General features: G+C 73.3%; 21 protein-coding genes. 15 read left to right on the plus strand and 6 right to left on the minus strand.

Annotation, left to right across the window (positions count from 1 at the left end; genetic code table 11):
- Positions 1-26: 26 nt before the first annotated feature.
- Positions 27-1,460: an MFS transporter gene (locus IFT77_RS14600; RefSeq protein WP_192170406.1), complete on the plus strand. Its 1,434-nt coding sequence runs from the start codon at positions 27-29 to the stop codon at positions 1,458-1,460.
- 172 nt (positions 1,461-1,632) lie between these two features.
- Here the strand turns inward: IFT77_RS14600 and IFT77_RS14605 are convergent, their stop codons facing one another.
- Entirely contained in the window at positions 1,633-2,418 is a 786-nt protein-coding gene (locus IFT77_RS14605; RefSeq protein WP_192170407.1) for a hypothetical protein, read from the minus strand.
- A 182-nt stretch (positions 2,419-2,600) separates the two neighbouring features.
- Complete coding sequence (locus IFT77_RS14610) at positions 2,601-3,350, minus strand: VanZ family protein (protein WP_192170408.1); 750 nt, start codon at positions 3,348-3,350, stop codon at positions 2,601-2,603.
- A 216-nt stretch (positions 3,351-3,566) separates the two neighbouring features.
- Between IFT77_RS14610 and IFT77_RS14615 the strand changes: the two genes are divergently transcribed.
- From IFT77_RS14615 to IFT77_RS14630, 4 genes are all read left to right on the plus strand, one after another.
- Positions 3,567-3,896: a hypothetical protein gene (locus tag IFT77_RS14615; protein WP_192170409.1), complete on the plus strand. Its 330-nt coding sequence runs from the start codon at positions 3,567-3,569 to the stop codon at positions 3,894-3,896.
- 69 nt (positions 3,897-3,965) lie between these two features.
- Positions 3,966-4,157 (plus strand): hypothetical protein, encoded by a 192-nt coding sequence (locus IFT77_RS14620; protein ID WP_192042796.1) that lies wholly within the window; start codon positions 3,966-3,968, stop codon positions 4,155-4,157.
- A gap of 314 nt (positions 4,158-4,471) precedes the next feature.
- Entirely contained in the window at positions 4,472-5,101 is a 630-nt protein-coding gene (locus IFT77_RS14625) for a hypothetical protein (RefSeq protein ID WP_192170410.1), read from the plus strand.
- The gene (locus tag IFT77_RS14630; RefSeq protein WP_192170411.1) at positions 5,098-5,295 is read left to right on the plus strand and encodes a hypothetical protein; all 198 of its coding nucleotides are present in this window, start codon (positions 5,098-5,100) and stop codon (positions 5,293-5,295) included. Before IFT77_RS14625 ends, IFT77_RS14630 begins: the two co-directional genes overlap by 4 nt.
- Before the next feature lie 85 nt (positions 5,296-5,380).
- Here the strand turns inward: IFT77_RS14630 and IFT77_RS14635 are convergent, their stop codons facing one another.
- Positions 5,381-5,959 carry a MarR family winged helix-turn-helix transcriptional regulator gene (locus IFT77_RS14635; RefSeq protein WP_192042799.1) on the minus strand — a complete coding sequence of 193 codons (579 nt, stop codon included), beginning with the start codon at positions 5,957-5,959 and terminating at the stop codon, positions 5,381-5,383.
- Positions 5,960-6,129: 170 nt separating this feature from the next.
- On the opposite strand from IFT77_RS14635, the gene IFT77_RS14640 reads away from it, so the two are divergent.
- Positions 6,130-7,575, plus strand: coding sequence for a hypothetical protein (locus tag IFT77_RS14640; protein ID WP_192170412.1), 1,446 nt, complete (start codon positions 6,130-6,132; stop codon positions 7,573-7,575).
- 66 nt (positions 7,576-7,641) lie between these two features.
- Here the strand turns inward: IFT77_RS14640 and IFT77_RS14645 are convergent, their stop codons facing one another.
- Complete coding sequence (locus IFT77_RS14645) at positions 7,642-8,127, minus strand: hypothetical protein (protein WP_192170413.1); 486 nt, start codon at positions 8,125-8,127, stop codon at positions 7,642-7,644.
- Positions 8,128-8,268: 141 nt separating this feature from the next.
- On the minus strand, positions 8,269-9,465 hold the full coding sequence (locus tag IFT77_RS17065) for a Fic family protein (RefSeq protein ID WP_192170414.1): 1,197 nt from the start codon (positions 9,463-9,465) through the stop codon (positions 8,269-8,271).
- A gap of 155 nt (positions 9,466-9,620) precedes the next feature.
- Between IFT77_RS17065 and IFT77_RS14655 the strand changes: the two genes are divergently transcribed.
- The 5 genes from IFT77_RS14655 to IFT77_RS14675 all read left to right on the plus strand — a co-directional run bounded on the left by IFT77_RS14655 (position 9,621) and on the right by IFT77_RS14675 (position 13,642).
- A complete protein-coding gene (locus IFT77_RS14655) occupies positions 9,621-10,220 on the plus strand; it encodes a helix-turn-helix domain-containing protein (protein WP_192170415.1) in 600 nt (199 codons plus the stop codon).
- Positions 10,217-11,644, plus strand: coding sequence for an MFS transporter (locus tag IFT77_RS14660; RefSeq protein WP_371741079.1), 1,428 nt, complete (start codon positions 10,217-10,219; stop codon positions 11,642-11,644). The genes IFT77_RS14655 and IFT77_RS14660 overlap by 4 nt, the downstream gene beginning before the upstream one ends.
- Positions 11,645-11,653: 9 nt before the next feature.
- Positions 11,654-12,157 carry a tetratricopeptide repeat protein gene (locus IFT77_RS14665; RefSeq protein ID WP_192170416.1) on the plus strand — a complete coding sequence of 168 codons (504 nt, stop codon included), beginning with the start codon at positions 11,654-11,656 and terminating at the stop codon, positions 12,155-12,157.
- 28 nt (positions 12,158-12,185) lie between these two features.
- On the plus strand, positions 12,186-12,740 hold the full coding sequence (locus tag IFT77_RS14670) for a phosphoribosyltransferase family protein (protein WP_192042805.1): 555 nt from the start codon (positions 12,186-12,188) through the stop codon (positions 12,738-12,740).
- Positions 12,741-12,898: 158 nt separating this feature from the next.
- Positions 12,899-13,642 (plus strand): SDR family oxidoreductase, encoded by a 744-nt coding sequence (locus tag IFT77_RS14675; RefSeq protein WP_192042806.1) that lies wholly within the window; start codon positions 12,899-12,901, stop codon positions 13,640-13,642.
- 155 nt (positions 13,643-13,797) lie between these two features.
- On the opposite strand, the gene IFT77_RS14680 is transcribed toward IFT77_RS14675, so the two are convergent.
- Positions 13,798-14,223 (minus strand): VOC family protein, encoded by a 426-nt coding sequence (locus IFT77_RS14680; protein WP_192042807.1) that lies wholly within the window; start codon positions 14,221-14,223, stop codon positions 13,798-13,800.
- 109 nt (positions 14,224-14,332) lie between these two features.
- On the opposite strand from IFT77_RS14680, the gene IFT77_RS14685 reads away from it, so the two are divergent.
- The 4 genes from IFT77_RS14685 to IFT77_RS14700 all read left to right on the plus strand — a co-directional run bounded on the left by IFT77_RS14685 (position 14,333) and on the right by IFT77_RS14700 (position 18,252).
- Positions 14,333-15,304: a WYL domain-containing protein gene (locus tag IFT77_RS14685; protein WP_192042808.1), complete on the plus strand. Its 972-nt coding sequence runs from the start codon at positions 14,333-14,335 to the stop codon at positions 15,302-15,304.
- Positions 15,305-15,482: 178 nt separating this feature from the next.
- Positions 15,483-16,388: a sugar phosphate isomerase/epimerase family protein gene (locus IFT77_RS14690; RefSeq protein WP_371741080.1), complete on the plus strand. Its 906-nt coding sequence runs from the start codon at positions 15,483-15,485 to the stop codon at positions 16,386-16,388.
- A gap of 69 nt (positions 16,389-16,457) precedes the next feature.
- Positions 16,458-17,462, plus strand: a complete 1,005-nt coding sequence (iolG, locus tag IFT77_RS14695) for an inositol 2-dehydrogenase (RefSeq protein ID WP_192170418.1) — start codon at positions 16,458-16,460, stop codon at positions 17,460-17,462.
- A gap of 7 nt (positions 17,463-17,469) precedes the next feature.
- Complete coding sequence (locus IFT77_RS14700) at positions 17,470-18,252, plus strand: TIM barrel protein (protein ID WP_192170419.1); 783 nt, start codon at positions 17,470-17,472, stop codon at positions 18,250-18,252.
- Positions 18,253-18,297 lie beyond the last annotated feature (45 nt).

Here is an 18,297-nt window from a genome sequence, read left to right on the forward strand (position 1 = left end):
CACCGACGTGGACGAGGAAGGCCGAGATGACCACCGACCACCGCGCCCCGCGCACCCCCACCGAGACGTCGTCGCGACGAGGGCTGACCGCCTTCCTCGCGGCCCCGCCGCCCGCTCCCCGACTCGACGACGCGACCGTCGCGCGTCGTTACCCGCGCCTCCGGCTGCAGGTGTTCCTGGGCATCTTCATCGGCTACGCCGCCTACTACCTGATCCGCAACAACGTGCCGCTCGTGTCGACGATCCTCAAGGACGAGAACGGCTTCAGCACCGTCGGCCTCGGCGTCATCACCAACGGCGTGCTGCTCGCCTACGGCTTCAGCAAGTTCCTCAGCGCGATCGTGAGCGACAAGAGCAGCGCGCGGTTCTTCCTGCCGATCGGCCTCGCGCTCTCCGCCCTCGCGAACCTGTTCATCGCCTTCGTCCCCGCGGTGGGCGCCTCCGTCGCGTTCTTCGCCGTGGTGATGATCGTCAACGGGTTCTTCCAGGGCATGGGCTGGCCGCCCAGCGGCCGCACGCTCGTGCACTGGTTCTCGACCTCGGAGCGCGGCGGCAAGACCGCGATCTGGAACGTCGCGCACAACGTGGGAGGCGCGGGTGCCGGAGGCCTCGCCGGTGTCGCGCTCGCCTCGTTCGGCACCTGGCAGAGCGTGTTCTGGTTCCCCGCGGTCGTCTGCCTCGTCATCGCGGTCGTCGCGCTGGTGCTGCTGCGCGACACCCCCGAGTCCGAGGGCCTGCCGCCCATCGAGGAGTACCGGAACGACCCGGCCCCCGTCGAGACCGACGCCGCCGACGAGGGCGCCTCGACCTGGTCGACGATCCGCCGCTACGTGCTCACGAACCGCACCATGGTGAACCTGGCCCTGGCCAACGTCTTCGTCTACACGCTGCGCTACGGGGTGCTCGTCTGGGCGCCGGTCTACCTGTCCGAGGTGCGCGGCGCGAGCCTCGGCGAGGGCATCGCCGGGTTCTCGCTGTTCGAGCTGGCCGGGATCCCCGGCACCCTGCTGTGCGGCTACATCAGCGACAAGGTGTTCAAGGGCCGACGCTCCCCCACGGGCATCCTGTTCATGACCGCGGTCGGGGTCGCCGTCGCCGTCTACTGGCTGTCGCCGGTCGAGGGCCCGCTCTGGATCTCGCTCGCCATGCTCGTCGCCATCGGCGGCCTCATCTACGGCCCGGTCATGCTGATCGGCCTGCAGGCGCTCGACCTCAGCCCGCGCTCGGTCGCCGGCACAGCGGCCGGGTTCACGGGGCTGTTCGGCTACGTGCTCGGCGCGACCCTCGCCTCCACCGGCATCGGCCTGGCCGTGCACGCGTTCGGCTGGGACGTCACCTTCGTGCTGATCCTCGCCTGCGTCGTGCTCGCCATCGTCCTGCTGGCGGTCGTCGGCCGCGACGAGCGCGCGCTGAACGAGCGCAAGCGCGCCCGCGACGCCGAGGAGGCGGAGGCCCGCTAGGCGGGACCGCCCGCGGCGCGCCGGCCGCGGACCTCCACGACAGCGACGAACCTCCGTGATCCCCACGGAGGTTCGTCGCTCTCACGTCGGGGACGCCGTCCCTGTCGTCGCAGGCCGTCCCCGCCGGCCCGGCCCGCGCCTCCTCGGCTCCACTCGTCGAGGCGGCGCCTCCTCAGCTCGACTCGTCGAGCACCCTCACGAGCTCGGGCCAGAGGCTCGCCGCCCACAGCTCGTGCACCCGACGCCACGACCACAGCTGGCCGTTCAGGCGCGCGCTGCCGACGGCCGGCTCGGGCTCGGGGAACGGCACGAAGACGCAGTCGCCGCGGTCGCGGACGAGCCGCTCGGACTCGGCGTTGAGCCGCGCGATCTGCCCGTGGACGCGGCCTCGCGCGCCCCGCGACGTCAGCCGCAGCCGATCGATCGGCGGGATCCCCGCGACGAGCACCGGGCTGAGGACGCTCCCCGGGTGCCGTGCGGCGTCGAGCAGCCGGTCGAGGTCGCGGCGCCACGCGGCGGCGGAGGTCATCAGCAGCACGTCGCTGAACCCCAGCGCGACGACGACCGCGTCGACGTCCGGCACGGCCGAGGTCGGCTCGTCGGCCGCCTCCCGCACGGTCAGCACCTGGGCCGGGCCCTCGACCCAGACGAACGGCCGTCCCCGCGCGGCGCCGACCGCGGCCGCGACGCGGCTGAGCGTCGTCAGCTCCTCCTCGAGCACGCCGAACCGGGCCGCGGCCGCGTTGCCGACGTAGGCGACCCGGTCGGCGGTGACGTCGTCGAGCAGCGACGGAGGTGCGGTGGCGGCCGGCGGGAACGTCCCTGAGCGCACGGCCCGGCGGAAAAGCGCGAGCCGCAGCCGGAGCGCCGGCCGGAGGCAGGCCCAGACGAGGTCGCGCGGCTGCGGCGTCGGCACGGCGGGCCTGGCCCCGCCGCGGTCGGTCCGGGGGTCGGTCACGGCGCCTCCTCGGTCGATCCGACCCTACGCCCGGGCCGCCCGACGGCGACGGGGTGCGTGGTGGGCGGTGCGTTGTGGGCGGTGCGTGGTGGGCGGTGCCTGGTGGGCGGTGCCTGGTGGGCGGTGCGCGGTCCGCGCGGGCGACCACGCGCGTCGGCGCGTCCGTCCGTCCGTCCGAACCCTCAGGACCCGCGCGCACCCTCGCTCGCGCGGATGGGTGTGCGCGGTTCCGAGGGGTGCGGACGCCGTCGCGACGGGCCTGCCGTCGCGACCGCCGCCTCCTGCGGGCTCGAGGTCGCGCGCATGTTCGTGCTCGTCCTCGTGTTCGCGCCCGTGGCGACCAGCTCGAGGCGCCGGCCCGGGAGGACCCGCCGCCCGACGAGCAGCACGGCCCGCCAGAGCACCGCGCCGACGACGGCTCCGGCGGTGTTGGCGATGACGTCGTCGATGTCGGTCGCACGGTTGCCCCCGATCGTGAGGTGCAGCGCCAGCTGCAGCAGCTCGACCGAGACGCTGGCGACCAGCGCGATCGCGGCGACCGGCACGATGCCGCGCAGGCGACGCCGCCCCGCCGGCCCAGGCCTCGCTCGCCCGTGTGCAGCCAGCCCTCGGCCCGTCAGGTACGCCCCGAGGGGCACCGTCATCACGATGTTCAGCCAGAACGACCGGAGGTGCAGCGAGCTGAGCGCGTCGAGGTTCATCATCGGCCGCCAGGGCGAGTCCGGAGGTGCATCGAGGTCGATCACGAACGGGAAGAACGTGACCGCGACCAGCGCCCCGAGGTAGGCGACGAACGACGTCCGCCAGAGGATCGTCCCCAGGTCGGCCCCGGCTCGCTGCGAGCGCAGCCCCACGAGCGCGACGGCGACGATCGTCACGGGGACGACGGTCGCGAGCGCCGGGAGGACGACGTGCGAGGAGGAGGCGAACATGGGGTCCTTTCGTTCGACGTTCAGTCTCGCCGCCGACCGTCGCCGACCGCTTCGCCCGCAGGGCTGAAAGCGCGGCGGTGCGTACCCGGAGCGGCCGCGGTCCGAGCAGGACAGGGCCCGGAGGCTGACGCGCCACCACGGCTCGTCTCTCAGCCCCAGGACGGAGACTGTCCCGCGAACGCCGACGCCTCCCCGGCACGTCGATACGGTGAGCCGGTGCGCCTGAGCCGGGAGATCCTCGTCGTCACGGCAGCCGTGACCGCCTCCGTCGTCGCAGCGGCGATCCTCCTCATGCCGCCCCAGGTCGAGGTCACCGTCGTCAACGACACGGATCGGACGGTCGACCTCACCTGCCTGTGGCACAACGAGGGCGACGTGCGCCCCGGGGCCAGCGCGGTCCTCGTCGTCGACGCGGGCACGACGGAGAACTGCCAGGTCGACTGGCAGCTCTGCCTCGTCCTCGACACCCGGGATGCGGGCGAGCGTCCCCACACGAGGCGGATCTCGGAGGCACGGGAGGACGACGACCTGGACTGTTCCATCTGAGCCTCGCCCGCACGGCTGGAGGAACGGGCACACGTCACCTCGGTGACGGCGCGTGTGTAGACAGTCCCCATGCAGATGAACACGCGCCTCGGGCGGATCATGTACGGCATCAGCCTCGTCGTCAGCGTCGGCATGCTCGTCGTCGTGTGGGCCGTGCTGCAGCCGGGCGTCGTGTTCTCGGTCTTCTTCACGCTCTTCGTGATCGGGATCGCCGTGTGGAACGGCCGCAAGGCCTTCGGCGCCTCGCCCGACCCGCGCTGACCGCTGACCGAGACGCGCTGACCGTCGGTCCGGGGCCGGGTCCGGGTCCGGGTCCGCAAATGCCGACCGTGAGGACGTCAATACGGGTTCTCCTCCGTATTGCAGAGCTCGTTGCACCCCTCTGGTCGGGTTCTGCGGGCGGAGGGTCACGGCAAGGCCAACGGCGACGGGCAAGGGTAAGCGGACCGGACCGAAGGAGGCGCCGCCCACCCCGCCTCCCGGGCCCGACCCGGCGCGCCCCTCGCGCCCGCCGCCGGCACATCCCATGATGGGACGGTCCCCAGACAGATCTGACCACCCCGGAGGAGCCCTGCGTGAGCGCACTCGAGCACCAGGCCTCCCCGTTCGGCGACGCCCTCGACCACGGGGCCGCCGTCGACCCGAGAGGCGTCTCGGATCGTCCCCGCCGCCGCTCGTGGGAGCTGCTCCTCTGGATCCTGTCCGCCGCTCTCGTCGCGTCCGGTGCAGCGCTCCTGTGGCAGGCGAGCGCCGACGGCTCCTTCGACATGGAACAGACGGCGACGACGATCGAGATGGACGCCGAGACGGGCCGCATCGCCTCGTGCCAGACGCGCGTCGGCCCCTGCCCACGGACGCTCGCGACCGACGGCCTCGCCTACGCCCTGGCCCTGCCCGCCCTGGGCTCGGGCACGACCGGCCTGCTGCTCGGCATCGCCCTCCGCGCCCGACGGACCACGCAACAGCAGCCTGAGCCGCAGTCGCACCTGCACCCGCAGCCGCAGCCGCAGCCGCAGCCGCAGCCGCAGCATGAGCGGTCGGCTCTCCCGCAGAAGGCGCCCGCCCAGCCAGAGCAACTGCTCCGGCCCCGCGACGCCCGAGCGACACCGCCCTCGCCCCGCTCCCTGCGCGACGGGCCGACCGCCTCCTTCGCTCCCTTCATGCCGCCGGGGCAGCAGCCCGACGACGACCCCGCACGCCGATGAAGCGCCGTTCCCGCGGGGTCGCGGTCGCCGTCGCTCTGGTCGAGACGGCCGCCGGGCTCTTCCTCGCCGGCTTCGCCTTGCTCGACCTGCAGCACGTCGTCAGCCTCGGCACCGTCCTGGTGCTCGTGATCGGCGCAGGTCTCGTAGTCGCGGGAGTCCAGGCGCTCACGAGGCGCCGGTCGCCGCACAGCTGACCACGATCGAGGTGACGCGTCGCGGGGGTCTGCTCTTCCCGGATCCCCTCGACGCGTCACATCGTTCGAGAGAGACGGGCTCGGGCTAGGCCGCGCCCGTGCGAGTGCCCGCTGAGCGCGCAGCCGCGTGTCGCGTCATCGAGTTCGCGAGCTCGGCGAGCGCGGTCGTCACGACGGCCAGCTCGGGCCGCGACGCGAGCCCGTCGAAGACCTCGAGGTAGTACCCGATCTCTCCCTCGATCAGGGCGACGCCGTCGGGGGCGATGACGAGGACGCTGCTGCGCCGGTCCGTCGGGTGGGCGGCGCGGTCCAGGAACCCGGCGTCGGTCATCCGGTCGACGAGGCTCGTGACGGAGCCCGACGAGAGCTCGAGGTACGCGGCGAGCTCGCGCGGCGTGACGTCGGTGCCGCCGTGCACGAAGTACAGCGCGCGGAGGTCCGAGACGCCGATCCCGTGGTCGGCCGCCACGATCTTCATCAGGGCCTCCGCGCGCATCTGCGCGACGCCGAAGGCCTGCATGAAGCCGGTGACGGAGTCGGGGCCGACGCCGGCGTCGTGACCGGCGCCTCCGTCGAGGGAGGGTGCCGCGGCCGGGGTCGGGTCCGGTGCGGTGTTCGGTCGGGTCATGTGCCTGGGTCGGGTCGAGAGTGTCGGGGTGGTCATGTTCGCTCCTGCGTTGAGATCGGCATCCGTGCCGACCATTAGATTAGCGAGAATCTCGACGGTCGAGACACCCCCCGTTCGGTACGACGCAATCCGGATAGTCGAGGAGGCGCCCGCCCGGTGACCGCACCGCCTCGGATCAGCGATCCCGACGTCGCTAGCCTGTCGGCATGTCCGCACCACGACCCGACGGCGAGAGCGCGCCGGCCGCCTCCGGCGAACTCCTCACGCCCCTCGACGCCGTGGCCGTCGGCGCCGCCACGATCGTCGTCGACGCCGCGCGACCGGTCGCGGCGATCGTCACGGACGACGAGGTCCGCTTCGTCACGTGGCCCGACGCGCCCCGTCCGGCCGGTGCTGTCGAGGAGGCGGAGGTGCGGTCGACACCGGAGGGCGCATGGGTCGTCTACCGCGACGCGAGCGGTGACGCGTCGCCGCGCCGGACCGCCGTGCACCTCACTCCCGAGGGCGTCACGGCCGCCGTCGACCTGGGCACCGGCCGGCCGATCGGGGCGGACGCCTCCGGCCTCTGGATCGGCGACCCCCGAGACGCCTCGGAGTGGATGGGCACGTTCCCGGGAGGAGAAGAGCTCGACGGCGGCGGGCTCGACGCCGACGCCGATGCCGACGCAGCCGATCTCGACCCGAGCACCCTCCCCTGGATCCCCGAGACGTCGTTCTGGCCCGACCCCGCCGACTGGACCGAGCCGATCGACGCAGGCCTCGCCGAGCACGACCACGACCACCACGCATTCGTGGTCGCCGACACGGACGACGACGTCGGTCCCGACGACGACGACGTCGGCTGGACCCTCGACTTCGGGAACCCCGGCGACGTCGGGGACTCTGCCGACGCCTCCTCCGACCCGCAGCCCGACGACCCGAGCCCGACTCCTCCGACCGACCTGCACCTCCTCAGCCCCGCGGGCGAACGCTCCACGATCCGGGTCGACCACCTCGTCGACGAGGTGCGCCGAGACGGTGACGTGATCGTGCTGCGCTACCACCGGTGCGGCCCCCGCCACGAGACCTCGTCCTTCGGCGGCGGCTGGGACGTCGTCTACGAGCCACGTGAGGTCAGGGTCGACGTCACCGACGGCCTCCCCGACGGCGTGGACACCGACGAGCTGCCGTGGCAGCCCGCGCCGGAGCCGCAGGAGGAGGACTGGGAGCGCGAGGAGAACCGTCGCGAGGAGGTGCTCGCCCCCTGGCGAGACCGTCTCGACCTGGCAGGCGTCGAGGGTGCGCGCTGGCCGCTCGCCCCTCTGGACCAGGCGTCGCGTGACGCGGCCGTGGCAGCTCTGCGCGCCCGGTTCGAGCGGCTCGACGAGCCGAACATCGTCTGGACCCGTGAGCACCCCGAGCCGAGACGGGGCCGGAGCCCGTACCGCTCCCTCGAGGTGGAGACCGTCGGCAGCTGGCCGACGACCGAGCTGCTGGTCAGCTTCGAGCACGCCGACGTGCCGTTCCTGCGACTGCGTCGCCGCTACCGCGTCTTCGACGACACCGGCTGGCCACTCGACTGGCTCTGGGTCTCCGTGCACCTCGACGAGGACATCGCCACGCGACAGATCCCTGCCCGGTCGGAGGCCGTCGACGGCGTCCTCGACACCTGAGCCGACGCGGCCGCCGCGGCCGTGGCGGGCGACGTCACCGACGTCGACGTCACGACGGCCGCAGCCTCAGCGCTGACGTCGCATCACCAGTTCGAACGCGGCCCCGAGGGCGCCCGAGAGGACAGCGGCCACCCCTGCGATCAGCACCCACCCTGCGTCGTCGGTGCGGCTGAACAAGCCCAGGACGGCCCCGCTGGTGCCCCCGCCGACGGCGGCTGCCGAGGACACGGCGAGTATGAGGCGGAGGCGGTGCCGCTCCCGGTCGACGAGCACGAGGGCGACCCCGGTCAGGCATCCGAGGACGACGCCCACCGGCGCCACGAGCACCACGGCGAACATCGCGACCACGATCGCGAAGTCGCGGCCCGGCCCGGGCCACCCCTCGGACGTGGTCTCGTCCCACTCCGGCGCGACGATCGACAGCCCGACGACGAGCGTGCTCACCACGAAGCCGACCGCTCCCGCGGCCGCGATCACGGCGATGACGAAGCCCGCGCCGCGGCGACCAGCCGGCAGCGGCCGCTGGTCCCGGACGCTCGTGGTCCCGCTCATCTCGCTCTCCGTCCGTCCTCGACCTCGACCTCGACCTCGACCTCGACCTCGACCTCGAGTCTGTCGGTCCGCCTCGGTCGAGGGCAGCCCCCGAGAGGGGATCGAGCCCGGCATCGCCCGGCCGAGCCACTGGTGACGGGCTCAGCCCGACCGACGCCGCCCCGACCGCGCCGCGAACGCGTCCAGGGCCGCCAGGATCTCGTCGCTCCGGAACATCTGACCGCCGACGTGCTCCGTCTTCGACACGAGGACGCCCGCCTCCGCGAGTCGCCTCAGGTGCGGGTAGGCGTTCTTGGGCTCGATGCCCATCTCGGCGGCGAGCACCTTGGGTGTGAGCACGGGCTGCCGTGCGACCACGTCGAGTGCCGTCCAGATGCCCGAGTCCCGGCGGGCACGGAGGCGCTCGCGCCATCCCTCCCGTACCTGCTCGATCTCGGTCACCAGCTGTCGGGCGTTGTGGACGGCCTCGAACGACGACTCGGCGACGAGACGGGTGATCGGGTCGAGCTCCCCTCGCCGATACGCGGTCAGAGCGTCGTAGTAGCCGGCGGTGTCGCCGAGCAGGCCGGCGGACACCGGCACGGTGACGTTCCGCGTCAGTTCGTTCGCCCGCAGCATCGATTGGAGGAGCGCGCGTCCCGTCCGGCCGTTGCCGTCCGTGAACGGGTGGATCGTCTCGAACTGAGCATGCGTGACGGCCACCTGGATCAGGCGCGGCACGTCGAGCCGGCGGGCGAAGGCGAGCACGTCGTCGATGAGGTCAGGGATGCGTTCCCACCGCGGCCCGACGAAGTCGGCGCTCACCGGACTGTCGGAGCGTGATCCGATCCAGACGGGCTCCCTCCGGAACTGTCCCGCGTCGTGCTGAGAGTCGTGCTCGAGCAGCACCTCGTGCATCGCGAGGACGGCCGCAGCGTCCAGCTCGTCGGCGAGCTCGACGGCTCGACGCATGGCTCGCGTGTTCGAGACGATCGCGGAGGCGTTCCGCCGGTTGCCCCCTCCTAGTTCTGCCGTGAGGATCTGGCGGGCACTGGCCGTGAGCTGCTCGATCTGAGACGAGGCAGCAGCCTCGGACCGCAGCAGCAAGGAGGCGAAGGGCGCGACGTCGGAGCCGAGCTCGGCGTCGAAGACGGCCAAGGCAGTGGATGCCTCGTCGGCGAGGGTCGCCACCTCAGGGCTGACGACGGGTGAGAGATCAGTGATGCGGGGCGGGACTGCGGCTTCGTAGGTCGCGCGTGCTGCAGCGTGACGGGCAGCACGCGGCCCGAACGAAGCAGAGCGGCTCGTCCACTCGAGCGTCTCGTGGCCGATCGCGGGCCAGGACGGTGTCGTCGCCACCACGCCTCCTCATGTCGACCTCAGAGAATTTTCTGAGATATGCCATCTTCTCAGAATTCGGTGGCTGCGGTTCTGAGATCCAGGAAAGCCGTCGATGGACACCGAAACCCACAACACCTCTTGCGCAACACCTCTTGTGCACCTACCGTTGCCCCGTGACCCGCGACGAGCCCCGCTCCACCCTCACCGACGCCGCCTCGATGCGCGCGCTGGCCCACCCGACGCGGCTGCGCCTCCTCGGCCTGCTGCGTCAGCGCGGCCCGCAGACCGCGGCGCAGCTCGGCGACGTGGTCGACGAGGCGCCGGGCACGGTCAGCTACCACCTGTCGAAGCTCGCGGCGAGCGACCTGATCCAGGCCGCCGACCCGCAGAGCGCCGACCGTCGCGAGCGCTGGTGGCAGGCCACGGCCCTCCTCACCTCGTGGGAGCCCGCCGACCTGCTCGACGACCCCGAGCGCCTCAGTGCGTCGGCGGCCCTCGAGAAGTCGATCGTCCAGGCGAACGCCGCGCGGTACACCCAGTACGTCGACGCGATGCCGACCCTCCCGCGCGAGTGGGTCGCGGCGGCGGCAGGCGGCGACCGCGCCATCCGCCTCACGGTCACGGAGCTCGCCGCCCTCCGCGCCGAGCTCGAGTCCGTCGTCGACCGCTGGGTCGACGTCGGCGACGCACACGACCCCGCCGACGACGACGGAGCCGAGACCGTCGTCTTCGCCTACCAGGCCTACCGGCACCCCGGAGGAGCGGGCGCGTGACCGAGGACGCCCCGGCCCCCGAGACGGTCGCCCCGGGACTCACCCGCCCGACCCACGCGACCAGCCCGACCGGCCCGACCCACCCGACCCGCGCCTCCCGCACCGCCCTCTCGGCGCTCGTCGCCGCCCACGCGATCTCGCAGACCGGCAACGTGGTCACGGCCTTCGCGGTCCCCTTCTACGTCCTCGCACTGGGCGGCTCCGGTGTCGAGATCGGCGTCGCTGCGGCCTTCGCGACGGCGCCGGTGATCATCGGCGGGCCGCTCGGCGGGGTCGTCGTCGACCGCGTCGGCCACCGCCGCGCCGCGATCGTGGCGGACGTGGTGAGCGGCGCCTCCGTGCTCGCGATGCCGGTGCTGGCGCTGACCGTCGGCCTGCCGTTCTGGGCCCTGCTGGCGCTCGTCTTCGTCGCCGGCCTGCTCGACACTCCCGGCCAGACCGCGCGTCGGGTGATGCTCCCCGGCCTCACCGAGCGCGCCGGCATCCGCATCGAGCGGAGCGTCGGCCTGCTCGACGGCTCCGAGCGCTTCGCCAAGCTGATCGGGGCGTCGCTGGCCGGCCTGCTCGTCGCTGCCGTCGGACCGGTCCCGTCGCTGTTCGTCAACGCCGCGACGTTCGCCGTCTCGGCGGTGCTGACCTGGACGCTGGTCCCTGGGCCTGATCCGTCCCGTGACGGATCAGCCAGCTCGACGAGCCCCCGCACCGCAGCGCTCGCCGGCGAGCGCGCCGAGGAGCCCGCCAACCGCAGCCGCGACCGCACCGGCAGCACCGAGCCGGCCCGCGCCTCCTACTGGCAGGACCTCGCCGAGGGAGCCCGTTTCGTGGTCCGCGACCCGCTGATGCGGCTGATCGTGGCGCTGGTGCTGGTCACGAACCTCCTCGACGCGGCCCGCGGATCGACCCTGCTGCCCCTCTACGCTAACGACCGACTAGGAGGCGCGGCCGCCCTGGGACTGCTGGTCGCGACCATGGCCGGCTGCGCCCTGCTCGGCAACGTCGCCTTCGGCTTCGTCGCGCACCGCGTGCCGCGGCGGGTCACGTTCGCGCTCTGCTTCGCGCTGGCCGGCGGCCCCTCGAGCCTGGCGTTCGCGCTCGGGGCTCCGCTGCCCGTGCTGGTGGCCGCGACCGCGCTGTCGGGGCTGGCAGCGGGTGCGCTCAACCCGATCCTCGCGACGGTCGAGCTCGAGCGGGTGCCCGAGCACCTGCGCGGCCGCGTGTTCGGCCTCCTCAACGCGGGAGCCTGGGCCGGGGTCCCGTTCGGAGCCCTCCTCGGCGGAGTCGCCGCCGACACGATCGGCCTCACCGTCGCCTTCGGCATCGCCGCGGCACTCTACGTGGCGGTGACGCTCACGCCGCTCGCGGGCGGGTCGTGGCGGCTGATGGAACGCGGCGCGGTCCGCCTCGAGACCGACCGGACGCCCTAGCCTCGGCACATGAGCACCGACGACCGGACGAGCACCGACGACTGGGAGGCGCGCGTCGCCGCCCTCTGGGCCGACGCCGACATCGGCGACGCACACCGGATCACCCTGATGGAGGCGCTGGCGGCCGCTGCGCCTCACCCCGCCCTGGGCTCGTTCGAGCTGGGAGGCGCCTACGACTCGGGCGGGCAGGAGGCGGAGGCCGACGTCCACTACGCCGCCGCGACCGCGGCCGGTCTCGACGCCGTCGACCCCACGCGTGCGGCCCAGATGGTGGTGCAGCACGCCTCGACCCTCCGCAACCTCGGCCGGCTCGACGAGGCGATCGCGATGCTGCGTGACGCTCCCGAGCACCCGGCCACCGGGGCCGCGCCGAGGGTGTTCCTCGCGCTCGCGCTGCACAGCGCCGGCCGTCCGGACGAGGCGCTCAGGGTCGCGATCGAGGCCGTCGAGCCCACCCTGCCGCGGTACCACCGCTCGGTGAAGGCGTACGCGGCGGCCCTGACGGAACAGTGACGGCCGCGCGAGCCGCCAAGATGACCAGGTGCCCACCACCTCCTCCGTCCTCCGCGACCAGCTCCGCACCTCCTTCCGCTGGCGGGGCGACCGCAACGATCCCGACTACCTCGCGGACGTGACCAGCTGGTGGCGGGACGCCGACACCCTGCAGACCATCGGCGAGGGCCTCGCCGACCTCTTCCCGGAAGCCGCGCCCACGGTCGTCATGGGCACCCAGTCGCGCGGAAGCCTCCTCGGGGTGCTCACCGCGCGGCACCTGGGCGTCGGCTTCGCGGAGGTCCGCAAGGACCCGTCGCGCAGCGCCGACAGCGACGCCTGGTGGGAGACCTCGACGCCGCCCGACTACCAGGACAGGCACCTGCGGCTCGGCCTGCGACGGTCGCTGCTGCAGTCGGGCGACCGGGTCCTCTTCGTCGACGACTGGGTCCAGACCGGCGCACAGGTCCAGGCCTGCCACGCACTCGTCGAGATGAGCGGCGCGACCTGGCTCGGCGCCGCAGTCGTCGTCGACGGCCTCGAGACCAACGCGCCCCGCCGAGCCCTGACCGTGCGGTCGCTGCTCTCCGTCCGCGAGCTCTGAGACTCGACGAGCCCCGCGAGCCCCGCGAGCACGCGGGCACCGTCGTGGGCCCCTCAGCGAACCCGACGGTTCGGTCGCTACTGTGCCCGGACGGCAACACCCGTCGCCCACCGCGACACCTGCCGGACCCGCAGCACCCGATGGCAAAGGAGCCACCCATGGACAGACTGACCAGCAAGATCGCCCTCGTCAGCGGAGGCGCGCGAGGCATGGGCGCCTCGCACGCCCGGGCGATCGTGGCCGAGGGAGGCAGGGTCGTCGTCGGCGACCTGCTCGACGACGAGGGCCGCGCCCTCGCGGACGAGCTCGGCGACGCCGCCCGCTACGTGCACCTCGACGTGACGTCGCCCAGCGACTGGGAGGCGGCCGTCGCCACGGCCGTCAGCGAGTTCGGCGGCCTCAACGTGCTCGTCAACAACGCCGGCATCGTCAACTTCGGCCGCCTCGGCACGTACACGCTCGACCAGTGGAACCTCATCCTCGGCATCAACGTCACGGGAGCCTTCCTCGGCATCACGGCAGCGAAGGAGGCGCTGGTCGCGTCTGCCCCGTCGAGCATCGTCAACATCTCCTCCACCGCAGGGCTGCAGGGCACCACGGCGCTGCACGGCTACGTGGCGTCGAAGTTCGCCCTCCGCGGCCTGACCAAGTCCGTCGCCCTCGAGCTCGGGGCCGAGAACGTGCGCTCGAACTCGGTGCACCCCGGCGTCATCCGCACCCCGATGACCGACGGCCTCGAGCTCGGCGACCAGCTCGGCGCCCTGCACCGCATCGGCGAGCCCCAGGAGGTGTCGGCCCTGGTGGTCTACCTCGCCAGTGACGAGTCCAGCTTCCAGACCGGGGCCGAGTTCGTCATCGACGGCGGCGAACTCGCGGGCGAGAGCGACAGCGTCAGCGAGTAGCCCGGGCCGGGCGACGCACCCCCGAGTGGACGATGCACCCCGCAACGACGGGGTGCATCGTCCACTTCGGGGTGCCGCGGCCACGGGGTGTCAGGCCGCGGGGTGTCAGGCCGCGGGGTGCCCGACCACGAAGTGTCAGGCCTGCCCGCCTCCCGTCACGCCCCCGGGTGCGGAGCCCGGACGTCGAACGCCCACACGACGCCGAACCGGTCGCGGAGCTGCCCCGCCAACGGCGACCACGCGGAGGCGCCCAGCGGCTGCCGGATCTCGGCACCCTCGACGAGCCCCTCCCACACCGCCGTGATCTCGGCCGCGTCGTCGCCGCTGAGGTAGACGTAGGACGAGTTCGTCCCCTGGTCGTACTCCTGGTGCGGCCAGACGTCGAACGCCATGACGCGGACGCCGCTCGCGGTCTCGACCTGCCCCCAGACGATCCGGTCCGCCCACGCCGGGTCGTCGGAGGCGCCCATCTGTCCGTAGGTCATGGCCGTCGCCTCGGTGCCGAGCGCAGCGGCCCAGAAGTCCAGGGCCTGGCGGGCGTCTCCGTCGAAGTTGAGGTGCGGGGTGGTCGAGATCGTCATGGCTGTCTCCTCGTCGTCGCGCAGTCCTCGGTGGTGAGGACCGCGTCGACGGCGACTCTCCTCCTCGATGCGGTCAGATCGTGACCGCATCTGGTGCGATCATCAGGACGTGACCAGCCCCTCCTCGCGGATCCTCACGCTCCTCTCGCTGCTGCAGGTGCGACGGGACAGCTCGGCGACGTTCTTGGCCGAGCGACTCGGCGTGAGCCCCCGCACGGTCCGCCGCGACGTCGAGCGCCTGCGCGAGCTGGGCTACACGGTGACGACCCTGCGAGGGCCGGCGGGCGGCTACCGCTTGTCGGCGGGTGCCGAGCTGCCGCCCCTGCTCTTCGACGACGACCAGGCCGTGGCCGTCGCGCTCGCGCTCGCCGTGGCGCCCGCCTCCGGCACCGCCATCGGCGAGGCGGCCGCTCGTGCACTCGGCACCGTCCGACAGGTGATGCCGTCTCGGCTGCGGCACCGGATGGACTCGATCGAGGTCCTCAGCACGCCGTCGGCGGTGGTCGTCGACCCGGAGGTGCTGGTCGCGGTGATCGAGGCGACCAGCGCCCACGAGGTGCTCCGGTTCGACTACGCGCCCGTCTGGGGCGAGGCCGAGGTCGGCCCACCCCTCTCGGTCGAGCCGCACGCCGTCGTCACGAGCAACGGCCGCTGGTACCTCCTGGCGTGGGCGCCCGCCGCCGCCGACTGGCGCACCTACCGCGTCGACCGGATGCACCCGCGGGCGGCCACGCGCCGGTCGTTCAGTCGGCGCCCCGTGCCCGGTGACGACCCGGTCGCCTTCGTCGCGGCGCGGTTCCGGGGGTCGACCGACGCCTCCTGGCCCTGCGTCGGCACGGCGACGCTCGACCTCCCGGCGAGCGACGTCGCGCCCTACGTCGACGCCGACGCTCTCATCGAGCCGGGGGACGACGGCCGCACGAGGCTCACGACGGGCTCGTGGTCGTGGCGTGCCCTCGCGGCCCGGTTCGCCGGGTTCGACGCGGACCTGACGCTCGAGGGCCCGCCGGCGCTCGTCGAGGCAGGGCAGGAGCTCGCGCGGCGACTGCTCGACTCGCGAGGTCCGGGTCGTCGGCCCTGACGCTCGGACCACAACGAGCGAGGGGCTGCAGGGCAGCGTCCAGTCGCCCACCTCCGTTGCCACGCCCGGGAGTTTGTGCCATTGTTAGGACAATTGGCCCCCACCGGGAAGGCATACAGAGACGTATGGACCAGACCACCCCCCGCACCCTGCTGCCGGCGCTCCGATGAAGGCGTCCGTGGCCGGAGCCCCCGTCAGCTTCGGCGTCTTCGAGCTCACCCCCGAGGGCGCCGACGTCGTCGGCCCCGACGAGCTCGTCGACGTGCTGGCCGAGAGCGGCTACGCCGGAGTCGACCTCGGGCCCGTCGACTACCTCGGCCGCGGCGACGAGCTGCGCGCCCGGCTCGCCCGCTCGGGCCTCGAGCTCGCCGGCGGCTGGGTCCAGCTGCCGTTCTCGGACGACGACGCCTTCGACGCCGCGCTCCCCCAGCTGCACGAGGCCCTGCGCATCTTCGCCGAGGCGTCCGCGGACGGCCCCTCGCGACTGCCGCTGCCGACCCTCGCCGACGACGGGTCCGACGCACGGCGCGCCGGCCCCGGCCGGGGCGCCGCCGCCGACCCGCTCGACGAGCGCCGCTGGTCGACCCTCGTCGCCAACGTCGAGCGTGCCGCCGCCCTGACGCGGGCGGCCGGCTTCGAGCCGACCTTCCACCACCACGCGGGCACGTTCATCGAGTCCCCCGACGAGATCGACCGGTTCCTCGCGGCCGTCGACGTCGGCCTGACCCTCGACACCGGGCACCTCGTGATCGGGGGCGGCGACCCCGTGCTCGCGATCGAGCGCTGGGGCGACCGCATCAACCACCTGCACCTCAAGGACGTCGACGTCACCGAGCTCCGGCGGGTGCTGGGCGACGGAGGCGGCATGCGCGAGGTCTGGTCGTCCGGCTCCTTCGTGGCGTTCGGCCAGGGCGACGTCGACCTCGAGGCGGTGATGGGCGCCGTCGACCGACAGCGCTTCGACGGCTGGATCGTCGTCGAGCAGGACGTGCTCAACGCCCCCGACGCCGACATCGCCGCGTTCCGGGCCGAGCGGGGCGCCGACCAGCTCGTCAACCGCGAGGCCCTCCGCGACTGGGCCTGACGGCCTCCGCACCCCCACCTCCTGCCCCTCGGGGCTCCCACGACGCCCACGGGCAGCAAGGACGACGACGTGACCACTCCCCTCCGCTTCGGACTCATCGGCACGGGCCGCATCGGCCAGGTGCACGCCGCGAACATCGCGGCCGACCCCGAGGCCGTGCTGGCCTGGGTCTGCGACCCCTTCGTCGAGGGAGCGGAGGCCGTCTCGGCCCGCCACGGCGGCACCGTGACGACCGACGCGGCCGAGATGTTCGCGTCGGGCGACGTCGACGCCGTCCTCGTCGCCTCCCCCACCGCGACGCACGTCGACCTGCTGGGGGCGGCGCTCGACGCCGGCGTCCCCGCGCTCTGCGAGAAGCCGATCGACCTCGACATCGCGCGGGTCGACGCGCTGCTGCCCCGGGTGCAGTCCTCGGGCATCCCGATCGCGCTCGGCTTCAACCGTCGCTTCGACCCCGCGTTCGCCGCCGCGCGCGCCCGGGTGGCGGCCGGCGAGATCGGCGAGCTCGAGCAGCTCTCGATCGTCAGCCGCGACCCGGCGGCCCCTCCGGCGGCGTACGTCGGGGTCTCGGGCGGCATCTTCCGCGACATGACCATCCACGACTTCGACATGGCCCGGTTCTTCCTGCCGGACATCGTCGAGGTGACCGCCACCGGCACGACCGTCTTCGACCCGGGCGCCCGCGAGCACGGCGACTTCGACACTGCGATGGTGACGCTCCGCTCCTCCTCGGGGGCCCTGGTCTCGATCACCAACTCGCGGCACAGCGCCGTGGGCTACGACCAGCGGCTCGAGGCGTTCGGCGCCGAGGGCTCGCTGCAGGTGTCGAACGCGCTCACCAGCCTCGTCAGCGTGTCGACCGCCTCCCACGTCGAGGCGAAGCCGCCCTACCAGGACTTCTTCCTCGAGCGGTACGCGGCGGCCTACGTCGCCGAGCTGCGCGCGTTCATCCAGCTGGCTCGCGGCGAGGAGTCGGCGAGCCCGACCTTCGCCGACGGCCGCGCCGCGCTCGTCCTCGCCGACGCCGCCGCCCGCTCGGCGGTCGAGCGCGTCTCCGTCGCCGTCGAGCTCTGACGCGACGATGACGTTCGCGCTGGCGGCCTCCGCCGAGATGCTGTTCCGCGAGCTGCCGGTCGTCGACCGCGTCCGGCGCCTGCACGAGCTCGACTTCCAGGTCGAGATCTGGGGCTGGTCGACGAAGGACCTGCCGGCCCTCGCCGCCACCGGCGCGACGTTCTCGTCGATGACCGGCTACCTCAGCGGCGACCTGACCACGACCGACGGCATCGCCGAGCTGCTGCGCACCGCCGAGCTGTCGATCGCCGCGGCCGAGGTCATCGACTCCCCGCGGCTCAACCTGCACGGCACCGGGCTCGACCCGGACGGCCTGCCGGTGCGCCCGCTGCGCCCGGACGAGGAGGTGGCGCCCGGCGACCGCGAGCGAGCCCAGGAGACGCTCGCCCGCCTGGCACTGCTCGGCGAGCGCCACGGGCGCGTCTTCACCCTCGAGAACCTCAACACCGCGGTCGACCACCCGGGCACGCCCTTCGCCCGCGCCGAGGACACGCTCGCGCTCGTGAGCGCGGTCGACAGCCCCGGTCTGCGCCTCAACCTCGACCTGTACCACGCACAGATCGGCGAGGGGAACCTGATCGAGCTGCTGCGGCGGGCGCTGCCCTGGGTCGGCGAGATCCAGGTGGCGGACGTGCCGGGACGCTTCGAGCCGGGCACGGGCGAGATCCGGTACCCGGCGATCGCGGCCGAGCTGCGCACGCTCGGGTACGAGGGCGTCGTGGGGCTCGAGGCCTGGCCCTCCGGCGACTCGGAGACGGCGCTCGAGCGCTTCCGCGCCTCCTTCGCCTGACGCCGCCTGCGGACCGGGCCGCCTGCCTCGCCTGCCTCGCGGCCG

Origin of the sequence: Frigoribacterium sp. CFBP 13729, assembly GCF_014841875.1 — a bacterium.
In the GTDB taxonomy this organism is placed as follows: Bacteria; Actinomycetota; Actinomycetes; order Actinomycetales; family Microbacteriaceae; genus Frigoribacterium.

Bases quoted from the DNA above. Each gene is read 5' to 3' on its own strand.
- IFT77_RS14600 (WP_192170406.1), top strand. From the start codon at position 27: ATGACCACCGACCACCGCGCCCCGCGCACCCCCACCGAGACGTCGTCG.
- IFT77_RS14610 (WP_192170408.1), bottom strand. From the start codon at position 3,350: ATGTTCGCCTCCTCCTCGCACGTCGTCCTCCCGGCGCTCGCGACCGTC.
- IFT77_RS14620 (WP_192042796.1), top strand. From the start codon at position 3,966: ATGCAGATGAACACGCGCCTCGGGCGGATCATGTACGGCATCAGCCTC.
- IFT77_RS14630 (WP_192170411.1), top strand. From the start codon at position 5,098: ATGAAGCGCCGTTCCCGCGGGGTCGCGGTCGCCGTCGCTCTGGTCGAG.
- IFT77_RS14635 (WP_192042799.1), bottom strand. From the start codon at position 5,959: ATGACCACCCCGACACTCTCGACCCGACCCAGGCACATGACCCGACCG.
- IFT77_RS14640 (WP_192170412.1), top strand. From the start codon at position 6,130: ATGTCCGCACCACGACCCGACGGCGAGAGCGCGCCGGCCGCCTCCGGC.
- IFT77_RS14645 (WP_192170413.1), bottom strand. From the start codon at position 8,127: ATGAGCGGGACCACGAGCGTCCGGGACCAGCGGCCGCTGCCGGCTGGT.
- IFT77_RS14665 (WP_192170416.1), top strand. From the start codon at position 11,654: ATGAGCACCGACGACCGGACGAGCACCGACGACTGGGAGGCGCGCGTC.
- IFT77_RS14675 (WP_192042806.1), top strand. From the start codon at position 12,899: ATGGACAGACTGACCAGCAAGATCGCCCTCGTCAGCGGAGGCGCGCGA.
- IFT77_RS14680 (WP_192042807.1), bottom strand. From the start codon at position 14,223: ATGACGATCTCGACCACCCCGCACCTCAACTTCGACGGAGACGCCCGC.
- IFT77_RS14700 (WP_192170419.1), top strand. From the start codon at position 17,470: ATGACGTTCGCGCTGGCGGCCTCCGCCGAGATGCTGTTCCGCGAGCTG.